Origin of the sequence: Actinoplanes sp. M2I2, assembly GCF_023544445.1 — a bacterium.
Classification (GTDB): domain Bacteria; phylum Actinomycetota; class Actinomycetes; order Mycobacteriales; family Micromonosporaceae; genus Actinoplanes.
The window spans coordinates 132,404-150,000 of the sequence record NZ_JALPVJ010000009.1 but is presented as its reverse complement, the minus strand read 5'-3'; the positions used below and the strand labels follow the sequence as shown (position 1 = coordinate 150,000).

Sequence of the window (17,597 nt, the reverse complement as noted above, 5' to 3'; positions counted from 1 at the left end):
CGACGGGACTACAGAAGGGGCCCGTCGGGACAGCGGAGGTCGTCGTCGGTGACAATCGTCGTCGTGACGCTCACCATCCAACAGCGCATTGCCACCGAACTCGGCGTCCGTGAGGGCCAGGTCACCGCCACGGTCGACCTCCTCGACGGCGGGGCCACCGTCCCCTTCATCGCCCGGTACCGCAAGGAGGTGACCGGCGCGCTCGACGACACCCAGTTGCGCACGCTCGAGGAGCGGCTCGGTTACCTCCGCGAGCTCGAGGACCGGCGGGCCGCGGTGCTGGAGTCGATTCGTACGCAGGGAAAGCTCGACGACGCGCTGGAGCAGGCGATCCTGGCCGCCGACTCCAAGGCGCGCCTCGAGGACATCTACCTGCCCTACAAGCCCAAGCGGCGCACCCGGGCCCAGATCGCCCGCGAGGCCGGCCTCGAACCGCTGGCCGACCAGCTGCTCGGCGATCCGACGCTCGACCCGAAGGCCACGGCGGCCGCGTTCACCAACGAGAACGTCGCCGACGTGCAGGCCGCGCTGGACGGCGCCCGCGCCATCCTGATCGAGCGGTTCGCCGAGGACGCCGACCTGATCGGTGAGCTGCGCGAGCGGATGTGGACCCGCGGCCGCCTCATCGCCAAGGTGAGCGAGGGCAAGCAGACCGAGGGCGCCAAGTTCGCCGACTACTTCGACTTCGCCGAGCCGTACGCCAAGCTGCCCTCGCACCGCATCCTGGCCATGTTCCGCGGCGAGAAGGAGAACGTGCTCGACCTGACGATGGAGCCCGAGCCCGAGGACGAGTCGACCTTCGAGCCGCGCGTCGCCGCCCGCTTCGGCATCACCGACCACGGCCGCGCGGGCGACCGCTGGCTGCTCGACACGGTGCGCTGGGCCTGGCGGACGCGCATCCTCATCCACCTCGGCGCCGACCTGCGGGTCCGGCTCTGGCAGGCGGCCGAGGACGAGGCCGTGCGGGTCTTCGCGGCCAACCTGCGCGACCTGCTCCTGGCCGCGCCGGCCGGCACGCGCGCGACCATGGGCCTCGACCCCGGTTTCCGTACGGGTGTGAAGGTGGCCGTGGTCGACCCGACCGGCAAGGTCGTCGCGACCGACGTGATCTATCCGCACGTGCCGCAGAACAAGTGGGACGAGTCGATCCACCGGCTCGCCGCCCTGGCCAGCAAGCACAACGTCGACCTGATCGCGATCGGCAACGGCACCGCCTCGCGCGAGACCGACCGGCTCGCCGCCGACCTGATCAAGCGGCACCCCGAGGCCGGGCTGACCAAGGTGATGGTGTCGGAGGCCGGCGCGTCGGTCTACTCGGCCTCGGCCTACGCGGCGCAGGAGCTGCCGGGCATGGACGTGTCCCTGCGTGGCGCCGTGTCGATCGCCCGCCGCCTGCAGGACCCGCTGGCCGAGCTGGTGAAGATCGACCCGCGCTCGATCGGGGTCGGCCAGTATCAGCACGACCTCTCCGAGTCGAAGCTGTCCAAGTCGCTCGACGCCGTGGTCGAGGACTGTGTGAACGCGGTCGGCGTCGACGTCAACACCGCCTCGGCGCCGCTGCTGGCCCGCGTCTCCGGCATCGGCACCGGTCTGGCCGAGAACATCGTGCTGCACCGCGACTCGAACGGCCCGTTCAAGAACCGCGGCCAGATCAAGAAGGTGGCCCGGCTCGGCCCCAAGGCGTTCGAGCAGTGTGCCGGCTTCCTGCGCATCCCGGACGGTGACGACCCGCTCGACTCCTCCGCGGTGCACCCGGAGTCGTACCCGGTGGTGCGGACGATCCTGGCCGAGGCCAAGACCGACATCAAGTCGCTGATCGGGAACAGCCCGCTGCTGCGCGCGCTGCGACCGGAGCAGTTCGTCACCGACGCGGTCGGCGTGCTGACGGTGACCGACATCCTGCGCGAGCTGGACAAGCCGGGCCGCGACCCGCGCCCCGGGTTCACCACGGCCACGTTCGCCGAGGGGGTCGAGAAGATCGCCGACCTCACGCCGGGCATGGTGCTCGAGGGCGTGGTGACCAACGTGGCCGCGTTCGGCGCGTTCGTCGACATCGGCGTCCATCAGGACGGGCTCGTGCACGTGTCGGCGCTGTCGAACACGTTCGTCAAGGACCCGCGCGAGGTCGTGAAGTCGGGCGATGTCGTCAAGGTGCGGGTGGTCGAGGTGGACGAGCAGCGCAAGCGGATCTCGCTGACCATGCGGCTCTCCGACGAGCCGGCGCGCAAGCCGCGCGAGGATCGCCCGCAGTCCGGCCAGTCCGGCCAGGGCGGCCAGGGCGGCCAGGGCCGTCCGCGCCAGGGGCAGCAGCCGGGTCAGCCGCGCCAGCAGGGTCAGCGGCAGCCGGGACAGTCCGGTCAGCCGCGTCAGCAGGGGCAGCGTCAGCAGGGACAGCAGGGTCAGCGTCAGCAGGGGCAGCGCCAGCAGGCGCCCAGCACCTTCAACGGCGGGGCGATGGCCGACGCCTTGCGCCGGGCCGGCCTGACCAAGGATTGAGCGGGGTCAGCGGGGGCCGGCGACGGCCGGTCCCCGCACCTCGATGTGGTCGAAGGCCACCTCGGCGCTGCCCGTGCCGGGGGTGTCTCGGTCGAGGAAGACCCCCAGCAGCACCCGGTTGCCGCTGATCTCGGCCTCGCCCAGCGGGGCGTCGCCGAGCGGCACACCGTCGCGCGAGACGCTCACCATGTCGCCCAGGACGCGCAGACCGATCCGGGCCGGCGGGCCGCCCGCGACGATCGGGTTGTCGAGCGGCAGGGTCCGCGTGACAGTGACGTCGGAGCTCTGGTGGGTGCCGACGAAGATGTTGTCGCGGCAGACCCGGACGAGATGACCGCCGCGCGGCAGCTTGAAGTGGAACCAGACCGCGGCGCAGGCCCCCTCGCTGACCAGCCGCACGCCGACGTCGACGCTCAGGTCGGCGGGCAGCGTGTCCTGCGGGCCGCGGCACTTGTAGAGCGGCTTGGCGTCGATCCGGACGTGCAGCTCGCCGCCGGTGAACACGCAGGACGACCGGCCGTCCGGCTCGGCCTTGGCCAGCCACAGCCGATCCTTGTCGAGGGCGTCGGCGAGCAGCAGCGGCCCCGCGGGCGCGGTCGAGGTGGGCGGCGCGGCCACCGGCGAGGGCAGGCCCGGACCGGCCGTCGGATCGGGCGGGGGGCCAAAGACGATCATCATCGTGCCGGCGATCACGGCCAGCACGAGCAGCGCGATCGCGGCCGGCAGGAACCAGCGGCGCCGGGTGTCCGCCGCGTCCGGCTCGTCCATGCCGGGCACGGCCGACACCTGCGCCGTCGCTTCCTCGGGCGGCGGGGTGGGCATCAGGCCGGTCACCGACTGGGCCTGGCTGGCCGCGGCGCGCAGGTCGGGCTGACCGGCCAGGGCGGCGGCGGTGGCGGCGGGCCGGGACGGGCCGGCCACCAGGCGGTCCAGCAGCTCGCGGGCCGAGGGCCGGTCGGCCGGGTTCTTGCTCAGCGCGTCCGCCACCAGCTCGCGCAACGGGTCGGCCAGGCCGGACAGATCCGGCTCCTGGGTCAGGATGCGACCGGCGGTGGCCAGCGGCGAGTCGCCCTCGAACGGGGTGCGCCCGGTGCCCGCGTACGCGACCACGCCGCCCCACGCGAAGATGTCGGCCGCGGCGGTCAGCGGCACGTCGGCCTCGCCGAAGCGCTCCGGCGCCATGTAGGCCACCGTGCCCATCATGAACTCGGGCGACGTGTTGCCGGTGGCGGTGCCCCCGACCGCCCGGGCGATGCCGAAATCGATCACCTTGGGCGTGCCCGGCGCGAGCAGCACGTTGCGCGGCTTGAGATCACGGTGGATGACGCCGGCGCCGTGGATCGCGGTGAGCGCGGTGGCCACGCCGATCGCCACACTGTGGAGGTTGGCCGCGGTGAGCGGGCCCCGCTCGTCGACCACCTGCGCGAGCGTGGGGCCGTCGACGTACTCGACGACCAGGTAGGGGTGATCCGCGTCGGGGTCGGCGTCGAGCACCTCGGCCGTGCAGAACGGCGGCACCTGCCGGGCCCGGGCCACCTCGCTGCGGAACCGGCGGCGGAACTCGTCGTCGGGGGTCAGGTCGGCCCGCACGACCTTGACGGCCACCTGCGTACCGGCAGCCGTCCTGGCCAGATAGACGGTGCCCATGCCGCCCTCGCCGAGCCGGCCGACGAGCTCGTAGGAGCCCAGCCGGACCGGGTCGTGCGGACGTAACGGCTCCGGACGCATGACCGCCCCCAGTCCCGGAGAAATCAGAAGGTGTCACTCTAACGGGTGGTGTCCCGGCTCTCGCCCCCGCTGTCGGGTTTCTTGCGGGTCGTGATCAGCGGCCTATGCTCGGCAAATGCTGATCGAGACGGAACGGCTCGTCCTGCGGCGCTTCCGGAAGGCGGACGCCGCGACGCTCGCCGCGTACAGATCCGATCCGGAAGTCGCCCGCTATCAGTCGTGGGACGCGCCGTTCTCGTCGCTGCGGGCCGAGACGGCGGTGGCCAACTTCATCGCCTCCGACCCGGACAAGCCCGGCTGGTTCCAATACGCGGTCGAACGCACCGCCGACCGCGTGCTCATCGGCGACGTGGCCGTCCACCTGCACGACAACCTCCGGCAGGCCGAGATCGGCTTCACCCTGGCCCGGGAGCATCAGAAGCAGGGGTACGCCTTCGAGGCGGTCACCGCCGTGCTGGACCGGTTGTTCCGGGTGCAGGGGCTGCACAAGGTCGCGGGGGAGTGCGACGCCCGCAACGTGGCGTCGGCGGGCCTGCTCGAGCGGCTGGGCTTCACGCGCGAGGGCCTGCTCCGGCAGCAGACCTACATCAAGGGCGAGTGGACCGACGACCTGATCTACGGCCTGCTGTCCACGGAGTGGCTCATCCCGGCGCCCTGAGAAAAGTGTCGGACCCGTCTGGTTGAGTGCCGGTCAAGCACTTCCGTCGTCCACACCCTCCGGAGGCACCGTCATGGCCCACCGCAGCCGGTTGTCCACCATCCTGATCGACGTCCCCCAGGACCAGACCGACAGCGCCGCCGCCTTCTGGTCGGGGGCCCTGGGCGTGGCCGCGCGGCCGGTGCCCGATGAGCCGCAGTTCACGTCGCTGCCCGGCGTGCTGCCCGGGCTCACGCTGGCGATCCAGTCGATCGACGGCACCGCGCGCTACCACCTCGATTTCGAGACCGACGACGTCGAGGCCGAGACCGCACGGCTGATCGCGCTGGGCGCCGAGCAGATCGACCAGTGGCTCGACTGTCACATCCTGCGCATCCCCGGCGGCCAGCTGGTCTGCGTGATCCCCCGCCACAGCGACGACGAGACCTTCGACCGTCTGGCCACCCGCTGGGACTGACCGGACAAGTCCCCTCCGGCGGATCGGATCTTCTTCTCGTCGGGAGGTGCCATTCCGGCGAAGCTAACCGACCGCGCCGCCATGGTCATCCGGATGACGCCGCAGCACGTGGTGGACGATGCCCTCGAAGTCGGGCTCGGGATCGTCGGGGCGGAAACCGGCCGCCGCCGCGCACCGGCTGCTGGCCACGTTGGCCGGTTCGATGCCCGCGGTGAAGACGGCGACGTCGGCCACCGCCGGGTGCTCGATCAGGGCGAGCAGGGTCGCGGTCCCGTATCCCTGCCGCCACCGGGCCGGGTCGACGACGTAGGCCAGACCCAGCTCGGGCCCGGGGTCGTAGACGTCGCCCCCGGTGAGGGCCACCGGATCGCCGTGGCTGTCCAGCGCGACCCAGGTGTGGTCGCGCAGCACCCGCCGCCCCCGGTAGATCTCGCCGATGCCGTGCCCCCGCAGGCGCAGGGCCCGGGCCGGCCAGTCGGGGCCGCCGAGCCACCGCCCGACCTCGGTGTCGGTGAACCACACCTGCACCAGCTCCGCGGTGAACGGCACGAGAGTCACGGCCGGCAACCGATCCATGGGTCCATCCTCGCTCACCGTCCCGGCCGAGCCGCTCCGGTCGCGGCACGAGATTTCCCCGGTGACGGCGGGATTCCCCGGTCAGGGCGTGCATACTCGGTCGCGCATCGAGGGCCGTACGGCGACGATGAAGCGGTGTCTGTGCCATCGTTGCAAGACCGGGTCGTGGTCGTGACCGGCGCGAGTCGCCGGATCGCGATCGGAGCAGCCATCGCCCGGAGGCTGGTTGCGGACGGTGCCGTTGTGTTTCTGCATTCCTGGGCTCCGCACGACGCCGAGCAGCCCTGGGGCGCGGATCCCGGCGGCCCTGAGGCGCTTGTCGACGAACTTCGTCAGGCCGGCGGCCGGGTCGAGCACTTCTCGGCCGATCTTGCCGATTCCGACGCTCCGGCCGCCCTGATCAGCGCTGCCCGAAAAGCGTTCGGGCATGTCGATGCCTTGGTGGTGAACCACGCCCGGGGTGTCAACCAGTCGCTGGAGGATCTGACGGCTGACGAGCTCGACCTGAGCTACGCCGTCAACACCCGGGCAGCGCTTCTCCTGGCCCAGGCATTCGCTGCCCAGCATGACGACACGCTATCCGGCGGGCGCGTGCTGTGGATGACCTCGGGGCAGTACCACGGCGCCATGCCTGGCGAGCTTCCCTATATCGCTTCCAAGGCGGCACTGCACGAGCTCACCCGCACTCTCGCGACGCACCTGATGCCCCGCGGTATAACCGTCAATTGCATCAACCCGGGGCCCAACGACACCGGCTACGCCGACGATGACCTCCGGGCCGAGGTGAGCCGGCTGAGCCCCGGCGGGCGCTGGAGCACACCAGCCGACACCGCGCGTCTGGTCGCCTGGCTGGTGAGCGACGAAGCGGACTGGGTCACTGGTCAGACCATCGCTTCGGACGGCGGATGGTCATCACGATGACGCCGTCCTATTGATCTATCAGCTCGGAGAAGCGGCCGACGAGACAATGCCTGCCAAGGCCATCGCCCGCTACGGCTGAGTCGATCTCGTATGTATCGAAGATCTCGGCTACCTGGAACGGCCTGATGCCGCGAAGGGCTTCAAATATCACTGTCGTGCACTGCTAGCGGCTCCCTGTGGTCCTCGAATGAGGATCACGCTGCGAGCTCTGACAGACGAGGACATTGAGGCGCACAACGCCGGCGAGGACGAGCACACCGTTCGCCGGCTGACCGGCGCCCCCGGCACCGCCGAGACGACGGCCGCCCACTTCAACTAGCTCGCCGGGAACCACGGCTCACTCCAACCGGGACTGCTGCTCAGCGGTGAGGCGTACGGTCCCGGCGGCCACGTTGTCCTCGAGGTGGGCCAGGCTCGCGGTGCCGGGAATGGGCAGCATGACGGGGGAGCGGGTCAGCAGCCAGGCCAGCACGACCTGGGCCGGGGTGGCGCCGAGCTCGGCGGCGACCGCGTCGACCTCCCCGCCGTCGTGCGCCAGCGGGCGCCACGGCAGGAAGGCGATGCCGAGCCGGGTGCAGGCCCGCAGCACGGGCTCGTGCGTCCGGTCGAGCAGGTTGTAGCGGTTCTGCACGGTGGCGATGTCGACGATCGTGCGAGCCTCGTCGAGCTGATCCACGGTGACCTCCGACAGCCCGATCCGCTCCACCTTGCCCTCGGCGGCCAGCTCGGCCAGGGCGCCGACCTGGTCGGCCAGCGGCACGTCGGGATCGACCCGGTGCAGCTGCAGCAGCGATATCCGCTCGACACGCAACCGGGTCAGGCAGCCGTCCACCTGCCGGCGCAGCGAGTCGGGCCGGCCGTCCAGCCGCCAGTCGCTCAGCGCCCCTGAGCCGGACACGCCCACCTTCGTCGTGACGACGACCTCTTCGGGGTACGGGTGGAGGGCCGCGGCGATGAGCTCCTCGTTGGCGCCGCCGCCGTACAGGTACGCCGTGTCGATCAGCGGAACGCCCAGCTCGACGGCCCGCCGCAGGACCGCGACCGACGACGCCCGCTCGTCCGGCGACGTCGGCAGCTGCATCGCCCCGAACCCGATCCGTCCAGTACTGATATGCGGCACTATTTTCCCTCTCGATCAGGAACCGGTGGAACGCCGTCGGCTGGGCCGGAGTTCGACCCGGTGAATGGCTGCGTGCCGCCGCCCGCATTCCGCTGGAGCGGCGGTGAGCGTGGCCGGGCTGTCAGCCGGTTCTGGTGTGCGGGCGATGAGCTGGGTTGCTTCGGCTCGGCCGGCGGGACGCTGGTGGGCGGGGTCCAGCCGGTCCGTCGGTTGAGCCTCACCAAGGTCACGGGACTCCAACGCGCCGGGATGCCCGCACTTTAGCTTTTCGGGAAGATGCGCGTCGTCCCGTCTCGAAGCCGCCCCGCACGTGAGTCTCGACCCGTGCGGCGCGGTCATCGGGTGGTCGAGGTCTTCTTCAGCGGTTGCGCTGCTGGGACGGCTTGATCTGGTGACGATGTGGACCTCGCAGCGGGATGCTGGTTGCGGCGTCAGTGGCCGGCCCGTCCCGGCTGCGCCCCGCAACGCGAGGAGGCGGCTGCGCAGGATCAGGTGGCGAGCCAGGTGGTGAGCCCGGTGATGTCGCCCGGCGCGGCCCGGTGCAGCGCGGCGACCAGCTCGGGGCGCCGGAAGAGCGCGGCGACTGTCTCCTCGTCGGCCAGGTGGCGCAGGCAGAGCGCCACGCCGGCCCAGGACTCGGGGCTGTCCGGCGAGGCGGTGTAGAGCGCCAGCGCCCGTTCATAGTCGCCGTCGGCGTAGGCCACGTCGGACGCCGGGGTGTCCGGGCCGGGCTCCACCCCGGCGGCCCGGTTGAGCTTGAGGTGGCCGACCGGCAGCCGGGTGGGCGCCGGCACGTCGGCGGCCGGCACCACGACCGACTCGGGCAACGGGCCCGGGGGCAGGCCGGCGAGCCGGCGTTCGTGCAGGCCGGTGACGTCGACGGTCATGTTGCGCACCCGCCACGCCACCAGGTGCCCGGCCGACGACTCGCGGGCGAGCGACTCGAGGTGGCCGGGGACGTCCTCGGAGGACCAGTGCCGGATCGCCCGGCCCATCGCGGTGACGAAGGCCGTCCCGGCGTCGGTGAGCAGCGGCGACGCGGCCGCCACGAGCAGGGCCTGGCGCACCTGGGCGCGGCGGCGGGCGAACTCGACGTCGGCCGTCAGCGACCGGGCGCCCGCCTCGCGCCGGGAGGTGCGCCAGAAGTCGGCCACCCCGAGGTGTGCGTAGATGCCCTGCAGCAGGCCGGACAGCGGCCGCGGGTCGTCGCGCCAGGGCGCGTACAGGTCGCTGACGGTCGACGGTTTCTGCAGCTCGACCTGGTCGGTCAGCGCGCTCAGCTTGGCGTGCTGGCACTGACGGATCAGCGTGAGCGCGAACTGGTGCGGCCCACCCGCGGCGCTCATGGTCACCGCGCCGTAGGCGTGCGGCGAGGTGGTGCTGACCCCGTCGGCCATCGGCTCGGCGGTCAGCGGCTCGGCGGTCAGCGGCACCACCGTGCGCAGCACCTCGTCGATGCCGGCCGAGTAGCCCTCGTACTGCCGCCGGAGGATCTCCAGCGCGCCCAGGAAGGCCCGGGACCAGGCGGCCGCCTGCGCCGCCGTCAGCCGCGGGGGAGGGGCGGTCGGCTGCGCCCCGGTGTACGGGTCGGAGAGGTCCCGGAACGGGTCGAGATCATCGAGGTGGATCGTCCGCAAGGTCGAGTAGGTGGTGCCCAGCTTGCGCAGCGGCAGCCACCGCTCGTCGGCCTCGCCGCCGGGGTCGCGCACCAGCAGCCGGGTGTCGCCCATGGTGAACTCGAACCGGCCGGACAGCGTGGCCGAGCCGTGCGTGCCCGGCGCGGCGAGCCGGGCCAGGCCCAGCCCGGGCAGCATGACGGCGCCGTCGCGGACGACGACCTCGACGCTGCCGGCCTGACGCGACGTGATGAACCGGGCGGCCCGCAGCCAGCCCAGGTAGCCCAGGTCGGCCCAGAGCGGCACGTCACCGTCGTCCGGGCGGGCGAGCCGGCGAAGGCAGTGCGTCAGCCAGACGCCCAGGTTCGGGTGGTCGAGCACCTCGTCGGTGACGTGCCGGGCGGCCTCGGCCAGCCCGGAACGCTCGATGCCGGCCGCGTCGTCGAGCAGCATCCTCAGCTGCACCTTGCGCTTCTGCCGCTGACCGGCGGCCAGCCGGGCCAGGCCGGCGGGCGATCCGAAGCCCGTGCCGAGGTCCCGCACCAGCACGTCGGCGTTGTTCTCCACCGGTACGTCCATGGTGATGGGCGTACACCTCCGTCTGGTCCGGCCCGCCAGGGTGACCCCGGCGGGCTTTACCCGAACCTATTGACGAAGGTCGAACGGTTGAAGACGCCTGTCGCCTTCGCGACAGTCGCCGCGACGGATCAGGGGACGAGCCGCAGCCAGACCGCGCCGAGCGGCGGGACCCGCAGCGACACCGATTGGTCGAAGCCGTGCCACGGCAGGTCGTCGGTGTGGACCTCGCCGAGATTGCCGACCCCGGAACCGCCGTACAGCTCGCTGTCGGTGTTGATCACCTCGGTCCACCGGCCGGGGCGGGGCAGACCGATGCGGTAACCCTCCTGCGGGACCGCCGAGTAGTTCACGACGCAGGCCAGCGGGTCGCCGTTCGGTGCGAACCGCACGAACGAGAACGTGTTGTGCTGCGAGTCCTCGCTGGTGATCCAGCGGAACCCGCTCGGCGACGTGTCCTGCGTCCACAGGGCCGGCGTCTCGCGGTAGACCCGGTTGAGGTCCTTGACCAGCGTCTGGATGCCACCGAACTGCGGGTCCTCGAGCAGCTGCCAGTCGAGGCCGCGCTCCTCGCTCCACTCCCGCAGGTCACCCATCTCGCTGCCCATGAAGATCAGCTGCTTGCCGGTGAAGGCCCACATGAAGCCGAGCAGGGCGCGCGTGTTGGCCAGTTTCTGCCACAGGTCGCCGGGCATCTTGCCGGTCAGCGAGCCCTTGCCGTGCACGACCTCGTCGTGGCTGATCGGCAGGACGTAGTTCTCGCTCCAGGAGTACACCGTCGCGAACGTCATCTGGTGGTGGTGCCACTGGCGGTAGATCGGCTCCTTCTCCATGTAGGACAAGGTGTCGTTCATCCAGCCCATGTTCCACTTGAAGCCGAACCCGAGGCCGCCCAGGTGGGTGGGGCGGGTGACGCCCGGCCACGCGGTCGACTCCTCGGCGATGGTCATGACGCCGGGGTTGTTCTTGTAGACGGTCGCGTTCATCTCCTGCAGGAAGCTGATCGCGTCCAGGTTCTCCCGGCCGCCGTACTGGTTGGGGGTCCACTCGCCTTCCTTGCGCGAGTAGTCCAGATAGAGCATCGAGGCCACCGCGTCGACCCGCAGGCCGTCGGCGTGGAACTCCTCGCACCAGTAGAGCGCGTTGGCCACCAGGAAGTTGCGGACCTCGGTGCGGCCGAAGTCGAAGACGTACGTACCCCAGTCGGGCTGCTCGCCGCGGCGCCAGTCGCCGTGCTCGTACAGCGGGGTGCCGTCGAAGCGGGCCAGCGCCCACGCGTCCTTGGGGAAGTGGGCGGGCACCCAGTCCAGGATCACGCCGATGCCGGCCTGGTGCAGCTTGTCGACCAGGCAGCGGAACTCGTCCGGCGTGCCGAAGCGGGACGTGGGCGCGAAGTAGCCGGTGACCTGGTAGCCCCAGGAGCCGCCGAACGGGTGCTCCATGACGGGCATCAGCTCGACGTGCGTGAAGCCGGTCTCGAGCACGTACTCGACCAGCTGCTCGGCCAGCTCGGTGTAGGACAGGCCGGGCCGCCACGAGCCGAGGTGCACCTCGTAGGCGCTCATCGGCTCCTGGTGCCACTGCTTGGTCGCCCGCTCGCGCATCCACTCCGCGTCGGCCCACTCGTACGAGGTCTCGTACACCACCGAGGCGGTGGCCGGCGGCACCTCGGTGTGCTGGGCCAGCGGGTCGGCGTGCTCGCGCCACACGCCGTCCCGGCCGAGGATCTTGAACTTGTACTTGCTGCCCACCTTGGCGTCGGGCAGATAGATCTCCCACACGCCGCTGGAGCCCAGCGACCGCATGGGCCACCCGTCGTACGGTCCCCAGCCGGTGAAGTCGCCGATGACCTGCACCCCGCGAGCGCTCGGAGCCCACACCGCGAACGCGACGCCCTGACCCTCGGGCCCGCGCGGCTGCGCGCCCAGCACCTTCCAGAGCTTCTCGTGCCGGCCCTCACCGATCAGGTGCAGGTCGAGCTCGCCCAGGCTCGGCAGGTGCCGGTACGGGTCGTCGACCACCTCGCCGTCGACGTCGAGGCGGTAGTCGAGCACGAGCCCGGGCACCTCGGCGGCGAAGATGCCGTCCGGGTGCACCGCGGTCATCTCGACGCGCTCGCCCTCGTGCACGAGCGTGACCGACTTGGCCCCCTTGCGCAGGGTCCGGATCACGGTCCGCCCGCCGCTCGGGTGAGCGCCGAGGATGCCGTGCGGGTCATGGGTGTCACCGGCCACCACGCTGTTCATGGCGCGCTGGTCGGCGGCGAGCGGGTTGGCGGTGTGGCCGATCACGAGGGGGATCTCCTTAGACGTCTTGGCTGACCAGGCGCGCGATGGACCGCAGCGGGATGCGCAGCCATCCGGGCCGGTGCCGGGCTTCGTACGCGGCCTCGTAGACCGCCTTGTCGAGTTCGTAGGCCGAGAGCAGCGAGCCCTGCTCCCGCGGGTCGACGCCGGCCACGTTGGCGTAGCCGTCGCAGAAGGCGGCCCGGTTGCGGTCGACCCACTCGCGGGCCCGCGCGGCCAGGTGCTCGTCGTCGTCCTGGTCGACCAGCAGCTGGTAGGCCGCGTACTCGTACGAGCGGAGCACCCCGGCCACGTCGCGCAGCGGCGAGTCGGGCAGGCGGCGCTGATCGAGCGGCATGCCGGGCTCGCCCTCGAAGTCGATCAGGAGCCAGCCCGCGGGCACCCGCAGCACCTGGCCCAGGTGCAGGTCGCCGTGCACGCGCTGCACGTCGACCGGTACGCCGTCGAGGTCGCGGAACCGGGCCTCGATCGACGGGACGTACTGCTGGATCTCGGCGACCGCCTGGGCCGCGCCGCGCAACCGGGCCAGCATGGCGTCGACCGGGAACACCGACGGGCCGGAGCCGAGCGCCTCGGCCAGGTCGGCGTGCACGGCCGCGACCGCCTCGCCCAGCCGGTAGGACTCACCCTGGAAGTCGCCGCCGACCTCGTCGGCGCGCATCTCGGCGTCCGCGAACAGGTCTCGCGCCGAGGCCGTGGCCATCGCCCAGCCCTCGGCCGAGTTGCCCGCGTACGCCGTGACCATGCCGAGGGGGCAGGGCTCGCCGCTCTCGGTGGTCTGGAACGAGCCGAGCAGCCGGGCCACGTGCGGGTTGTCCCGCCGCCCGAGCACCCGGTTGAGCTCGACGTCCGGGTTGATGCCGGGCGAGACGCGGCGGAAGACCTTAAGGATCGCGTCCTGCTCGAAGATGACGCTCGTGTTGCTCTGCTCGGAGTCGAAGACCCGTGGCCACGCCTCGACCGGGAAGGTCGCGCCCGGCTCGGGCTCGAACGAGACGTCCCCGTGGGTGCCACCGGCGGCGATCAGACCGAGCAGCTTGCGCGCGGCGGCGGTGTCGTACAGGGCGTCGTAGCCCGTCCGGTCACCGTCGGTGCCGATCGTCGCGACCTCGCTGTACTCGATGATCGGGCCGGACTCCCAGGCCACGATCACCTGGTACCGCTCGGAGCTGCCGTCGGTGTACTCCACGTCGATCAGTACCAGGTCGAGGTTGTCGTCGAGCGCCGTGCTCGACGCCTCCTTGACCGACGACAGGGTGCGGGATTTTCCGGCGTACCACCGCTGCAGGGGCAGCCATTCGGCGAAAGGCAACGTCATTGCTTCTCCTCGGACCCACACAGCTGGAACCAGTAGAAGCCGTGCCCGGGGAGCGTGAGCAGGTACGGCAGCTGGCCGATGCGCGGGAAGTTCACGTGCCCGGTCAGTTCAACGGGGGTATACCCGTTCCAGTGCTGCAGGTTCAGCTCGATCGGTTGCGGGAAGCGCGACAGGTTGTTGACGCAGAGCACGACGTCGTCGCCGTCCTCGCGCAGGTACGCCAGCACCGAGGGGTTCGATCCGCCCAGTTCGCGGAAGGTCCCGACGGCGAACGCTTCGTGGCGGCGTCGCACCGCCAGCATGGTACGCGTCCAGTTCAGCAGCGACGTGGAACTGTCGCGCTGAGCCTCCACGTTCACCGCCTGGTACCCGTACACCGGGTCCTGGTTGGCCGGCAGGTAGAGCCGTCCCGGGTGGGCCGTGGAGAAGCCGGCGTTGCGGTCGGGCGTCCACTGCATCGGCGTGCGCACGCCGTCGCGGTCACCGAGCCAGATGTTGTCGCCCATGCCGATCTCGTCGCCGTAGTAGAGCACCGGCGAACCGGGCAGCGACAGCAGCAGCGCGGTGAACAGCTCGATCTGGTTGCGGTCGTTCTCCAGCAGCGGGGCGAGCCGGCGGCGGATGCCGACGTTCGCCTTCATCCGCGGGTCCTTGGCGTACTCCGAGTACATGTAGTCGCGTTCCTCGTCGGTCACCATCTCGAGCGTGAGCTCGTCGTGGTTCCGCAGGAAGATGCCCCACTGGCAGTTGTCCGGGATGGCCGGCGTCTGGGCCATGATCTCGGAGATCGGGAAGCGGGACTCGCGGCGGACCGCCATGAAGATGCGCGGCATCAGCGGGAAGTGGAACGCCATGTGGCACTCGTCGCCGCCCGCCTTCGGGTCGCCGAAGTACTCGACCACGTCGGCCGGCCACTGGTTGGCCTCGGCCAGCAGCACCCGGCCGGGGAACTCGTCGTCGATCACCTTGCGGCAGTGCTTGAGGAAGGCGTGCGTCTCGGGCAGGTTCTCCCCGTTGGTGCCGTCCCGCTCGAACAGATACGGCACGGCGTCCAGCCGGAAACCGTCGATGCCCAGGTCGAGCCAGAAGCGCAGGACGTCGAGCATCGCCTCCTGCACGGCCGGGTTGTCGTAGTTGAGGTCGGGCTGGTGCGAGAAGAACCGGTGCCAGAAGAACTGCCGGCGCACCGGGTCGAACGTCCAGTTCGACTCCTCGGTGTCGACGAAGATGACCCGCGCGTCCTGGTACTTCTCGCTGGTGTCGCTCCAGACGTAGAAGTCGCCGTAGGGCCCGTCGGGGTCGCGCCGCGACTCCTGGAACCACAGGTGCTGGTCGGAGGTGTGGTTCATGACCAGGTCGGTGATGACCCGGATGCCCCGCTTGTGAGCCGCGTCGAGCAGCGCCACGAAGTCCTCGACCGTGCCGAACTCGGGCAGCACCTGGTAGAAGTCGCTGATGTCGTAGCCACCGTCGCGCAGCGGCGACTGGTAGAACGGCGGCAGCCAGAGGCAGTCCACGCCGAGCCACTGCAAGTAGTCGAGCCGTTCGATCAGGCCGCGCAGGTCACCCGAGCCGTCGGTGCCGGAGTCGTAGAACGCCCGGACCAGAACCTCGTAGAAGACGGCTCGCTGGAACCAGGTCCGGTCGGCCGGCAGGGTCCGGGCGTGCTCGAAGTCCTCCGCGTTCGGGTGCTCCACCACGCCCTGCTCGACGTGGCTGCCCTCCGTCGGATCGGCGCTGAGTTCGTTCTGGTCCATCAGGTTCCCACCTACCCACCCGCAGGTACTTGTTAACTAGCCGGCTGGATCACGAAGACGTGCGCCGGCTCGACGTACGGATCGATCCGCACGGCGTTGTGCTGCCCCCACTCGTACGTGGCTCCGGTGATCTGGTCGACCACCGTGAACCGGTCGTGCCAGTCCAGGCCGAGTTCCGGCATGTTCAGCACGGTGTTGCCCCACTGCACGGTCGTCGAGTCGAAGCTGACGACGACAAGAACCGTGTTATCGGTGTCGGGGTCACGCTTCGAGAAGCACAGCAGTGCCCCGTTGTCGATGTCGTGGAATTTGAGGTTCCGGAGCCAGTGCAACGCGGGGTTCTCGTCGCGGATCCGGTTGAGCCGGGTGATGTACGGCGCCAGTGACCGGCCGGACCGCTCCGCAGCGGCCCAGTCGCGCGGCTTCAGCTCGAACTTCTCGTTGTCGATGTACTCCTCGGCGCCCGGCCGCGGAACGTGCTCGAAGAGCTCGTACCCGGCATACATGCCCCACGACGGCGTGAGCATGCTTGCCAGTACCGCGCGAATCTTGAACATCGGCGGCCCGCCGTTCTGCAGCGACTCGTGCAGGATGTCGGGGGTGTTGGGCCAGAAGTTGGGGCGCATCCAGTCGATCGTGGTGAGCAGCGTTTCCATGTACTCGCGCATCTCCCAGGCCGTGGTGCGCCAGGTGAAGTACGTGTACGACTGGGTGAAGCCGACCTTGCCGAGCCCGTTCATCATGGCCGGGCGGGTGAACGCCTCGGCCAGCCACAGCACCTCGGGGTTGGTCTCCTTGACCTTGGCGATCAGCCACTGCCAGAAGTTCAGCGCCTTGGTGTGCGGGTTGTCGACCCGGAAGATCTTGACGCCGGTGTTCACCCAGTGCATGACGACGCGATAGACCTCCTCGCGCAGCGCCTTGTAGTCGTTGTCCCAGTTGATCGGGTAGATGTCCTGGTACTTCTTGGGCGGGTTCTCGGCGTACGCGATGGTGCCGTCGGCCCGCCGGGTGAAGAACTCGGGGTTCGACTTCACCCACGGGTGGTCGGGGGCGGCCTGCAGGGCCAGGTCCATGGCGATCTCGAGGCCGTGTTGCTCGGCGGTGGCGATGAAGGCCTTGAAGTCGTCCAGCGTGCCCAGCTGCGGGTGGATCGCGTCGTGACCGCCCTCGTCGGAGCCGATCGCCCACGGCGAGCCGACGTCCTCGGGCCGGGCCACCAGCGTGTTGTTGCGGCCCTTCCGGTTGATCTTGCCGATCGGGTGGATCGGCGGCAGGTAGAGCACGTTGAAGCCCATGGCGGCGACCGCCGGGATCCGCTCGGCCGCGGTGGCGAACGTGCCGTGCCTGATCGGGGTCGCGTCCGGGCCGACCTCGGCGCCCTCCGAGCGGGGGAAGAACTCGTACCAGGCCGAGTAGAGCGCGCGCTCGCGGTCGACCCAGATCGCGTACGACCGGGTGGTCGTGACCAGCTGGCGCACCGGGTTGTGCCAGAGCAGCTCCTCGAGGTCGAGGGCGGGGGAGACCCGGGCGAACAGCGACCGCTGCTCGTCGCGCAGGGCCGCGGCCGCGTCGCGCACCCGCTCCTCGTCGTGCTGCGGGACGATCTTGGTGGCCAGGTCGAGCAGGTCGGCGCCCTCGGCCAGGTCGTTGGCGAGGTCCTCGAGGCCCTGGCCGGCGCCGATCTTCTTCACCACCGCGTGGCGCCAGGTGCGGTAGGGGTCGTCGAACGCCTCCACCGTGAACGTCCACCGGCCGACCCGGTCGGGGCGGATGAACCCGTGCCACTGGTCGAGGCCGGGCTCGCCCGGGCGCAGGCGGGTGAACGGCTCGGACTCGCCGTCGGGCCCGCGCCATACCACGTTGACGCCGAGCGCGTTATGACCTTCCCGATAGGACACGGCGGAGACCGGCACCAGTTCGCCGACGACCGCCTTTGCCGGATAGCGGCCACACGACACCGAGGGCGTCACGTCTTCGATGGGAAAGCGACCGGTCATGATCTCCACCGTAATCTGAGGGCGCGGACGGGTTCGGCGAATTCAAACCGCCGTCAGGGCATACTTCT

General features: G+C 70.6%; 13 protein-coding genes. 5 read left to right on the top strand and 8 right to left on the bottom strand.

The window, feature by feature from the left end:
• Positions 1-63 precede the first annotated feature (63 nt).
• Positions 64-2,496 (top strand): Tex family protein, encoded by a 2,433-nt coding sequence (locus HJC40_RS19835; RefSeq protein ID WP_250002662.1) that lies wholly within the window; start codon positions 64-66, stop codon positions 2,494-2,496.
• 6 nt (positions 2,497-2,502) lie between these two features.
• Here HJC40_RS19835 and HJC40_RS19830 read toward each other — a convergent pair whose 3' ends face one another.
• Positions 2,503-4,224 (bottom strand): serine/threonine-protein kinase, encoded by a 1,722-nt coding sequence (locus HJC40_RS19830; protein WP_250002661.1) that lies wholly within the window; start codon positions 4,222-4,224, stop codon positions 2,503-2,505.
• A gap of 115 nt (positions 4,225-4,339) precedes the next feature.
• On the opposite strand from HJC40_RS19830, the gene HJC40_RS19825 reads away from it, so the two are divergent.
• Together HJC40_RS19825 and HJC40_RS19820 are read left to right on the top strand one after the other, a co-directional pair.
• On the top strand, positions 4,340-4,882 hold the full coding sequence (locus HJC40_RS19825; protein WP_250002660.1) for a GNAT family N-acetyltransferase: 543 nt from the start codon (positions 4,340-4,342) through the stop codon (positions 4,880-4,882).
• 73 nt (positions 4,883-4,955) lie between these two features.
• On the top strand, positions 4,956-5,339 hold the full coding sequence (locus HJC40_RS19820; RefSeq protein ID WP_250002659.1) for a VOC family protein: 384 nt from the start codon (positions 4,956-4,958) through the stop codon (positions 5,337-5,339).
• A gap of 63 nt (positions 5,340-5,402) precedes the next feature.
• Here the strand turns inward: HJC40_RS19820 and HJC40_RS19815 are convergent, their stop codons facing one another.
• Positions 5,403-5,915, bottom strand: a complete 513-nt coding sequence (locus HJC40_RS19815) for a GNAT family N-acetyltransferase (RefSeq protein ID WP_250002657.1) — start codon at positions 5,913-5,915, stop codon at positions 5,403-5,405.
• Positions 5,916-6,050: 135 nt separating this feature from the next.
• On the opposite strand from HJC40_RS19815, the gene HJC40_RS19810 reads away from it, so the two are divergent.
• Together HJC40_RS19810 and HJC40_RS45360 are read left to right on the top strand one after the other, a co-directional pair.
• Positions 6,051-6,836 carry an SDR family oxidoreductase gene (locus HJC40_RS19810; protein ID WP_250002656.1) on the top strand — a complete coding sequence of 262 codons (786 nt, stop codon included), beginning with the start codon at positions 6,051-6,053 and terminating at the stop codon, positions 6,834-6,836.
• A 187-nt stretch (positions 6,837-7,023) separates the two neighbouring features.
• Complete coding sequence (locus HJC40_RS45360) at positions 7,024-7,155, top strand: hypothetical protein (RefSeq protein ID WP_284043451.1); 132 nt, start codon at positions 7,024-7,026, stop codon at positions 7,153-7,155.
• Positions 7,156-7,173: 18 nt separating this feature from the next.
• On the opposite strand, the gene HJC40_RS19805 is transcribed toward HJC40_RS45360, so the two are convergent.
• The 6 genes from HJC40_RS19805 to HJC40_RS19780 form a co-directional block, all read right to left on the bottom strand.
• Positions 7,174-7,956, bottom strand: coding sequence for an aldo/keto reductase (locus HJC40_RS19805; RefSeq protein ID WP_308200920.1), 783 nt, complete (start codon positions 7,954-7,956; stop codon positions 7,174-7,176).
• Positions 7,957-8,444: 488 nt separating this feature from the next.
• Positions 8,445-10,151 carry an HEXXH motif domain-containing protein gene (locus HJC40_RS19800; protein WP_250002653.1) on the bottom strand — a complete coding sequence of 569 codons (1,707 nt, stop codon included), beginning with the start codon at positions 10,149-10,151 and terminating at the stop codon, positions 8,445-8,447.
• Between the two features lie 128 nt (positions 10,152-10,279).
• A complete protein-coding gene (glgB, locus tag HJC40_RS19795) occupies positions 10,280-12,394 on the bottom strand; it encodes a 1,4-alpha-glucan branching protein GlgB (RefSeq protein ID WP_250002984.1) in 2,115 nt (704 codons plus the stop codon).
• 58 nt (positions 12,395-12,452) lie between these two features.
• Positions 12,453-13,772, bottom strand: a complete 1,320-nt coding sequence (locus HJC40_RS19790; protein WP_250002652.1) for a maltokinase — start codon at positions 13,770-13,772, stop codon at positions 12,453-12,455.
• Positions 13,769-15,529 carry a maltose alpha-D-glucosyltransferase gene (treS, locus tag HJC40_RS19785; RefSeq protein WP_250002651.1) on the bottom strand — a complete coding sequence of 587 codons (1,761 nt, stop codon included), beginning with the start codon at positions 15,527-15,529 and terminating at the stop codon, positions 13,769-13,771. Before treS ends, HJC40_RS19790 begins: the two co-directional genes overlap by 4 nt.
• Positions 15,530-15,561: 32 nt before the next feature.
• Positions 15,562-17,529, bottom strand: coding sequence for an alpha-1,4-glucan--maltose-1-phosphate maltosyltransferase (locus HJC40_RS19780; RefSeq protein WP_250002649.1), 1,968 nt, complete (start codon positions 17,527-17,529; stop codon positions 15,562-15,564).
• Between the last annotated feature and the right edge of the window lie 68 nt (positions 17,530-17,597).

Bases quoted from the DNA above. Each gene is read 5' to 3' on its own strand.
- treS (WP_250002651.1), bottom strand. From the start codon at position 15,529: ATGGACCAGAACGAACTCAGCGCCGATCCGACGGAGGGCAGCCACGTC.
- HJC40_RS19820 (WP_250002659.1), top strand. From the start codon at position 4,956: ATGGCCCACCGCAGCCGGTTGTCCACCATCCTGATCGACGTCCCCCAG.
- HJC40_RS19815 (WP_250002657.1), bottom strand. From the start codon at position 5,915: ATGGATCGGTTGCCGGCCGTGACTCTCGTGCCGTTCACCGCGGAGCTG.
- glgB (WP_250002984.1), bottom strand. From the start codon at position 12,394: ATGAACAGCGTGGTGGCCGGTGACACCCATGACCCGCACGGCATCCTC.
- HJC40_RS45360 (WP_284043451.1), top strand. From the start codon at position 7,024: ATGAGGATCACGCTGCGAGCTCTGACAGACGAGGACATTGAGGCGCAC.
- HJC40_RS19830 (WP_250002661.1), bottom strand. From the start codon at position 4,224: ATGCGTCCGGAGCCGTTACGTCCGCACGACCCGGTCCGGCTGGGCTCC.
- HJC40_RS19790 (WP_250002652.1), bottom strand. From the start codon at position 13,772: ATGACGTTGCCTTTCGCCGAATGGCTGCCCCTGCAGCGGTGGTACGCC.
- HJC40_RS19800 (WP_250002653.1), bottom strand. From the start codon at position 10,151: ATGGACGTACCGGTGGAGAACAACGCCGACGTGCTGGTGCGGGACCTC.
- HJC40_RS19780 (WP_250002649.1), bottom strand. From the start codon at position 17,529: ATGACCGGTCGCTTTCCCATCGAAGACGTGACGCCCTCGGTGTCGTGT.
- HJC40_RS19825 (WP_250002660.1), top strand. From the start codon at position 4,340: ATGCTGATCGAGACGGAACGGCTCGTCCTGCGGCGCTTCCGGAAGGCG.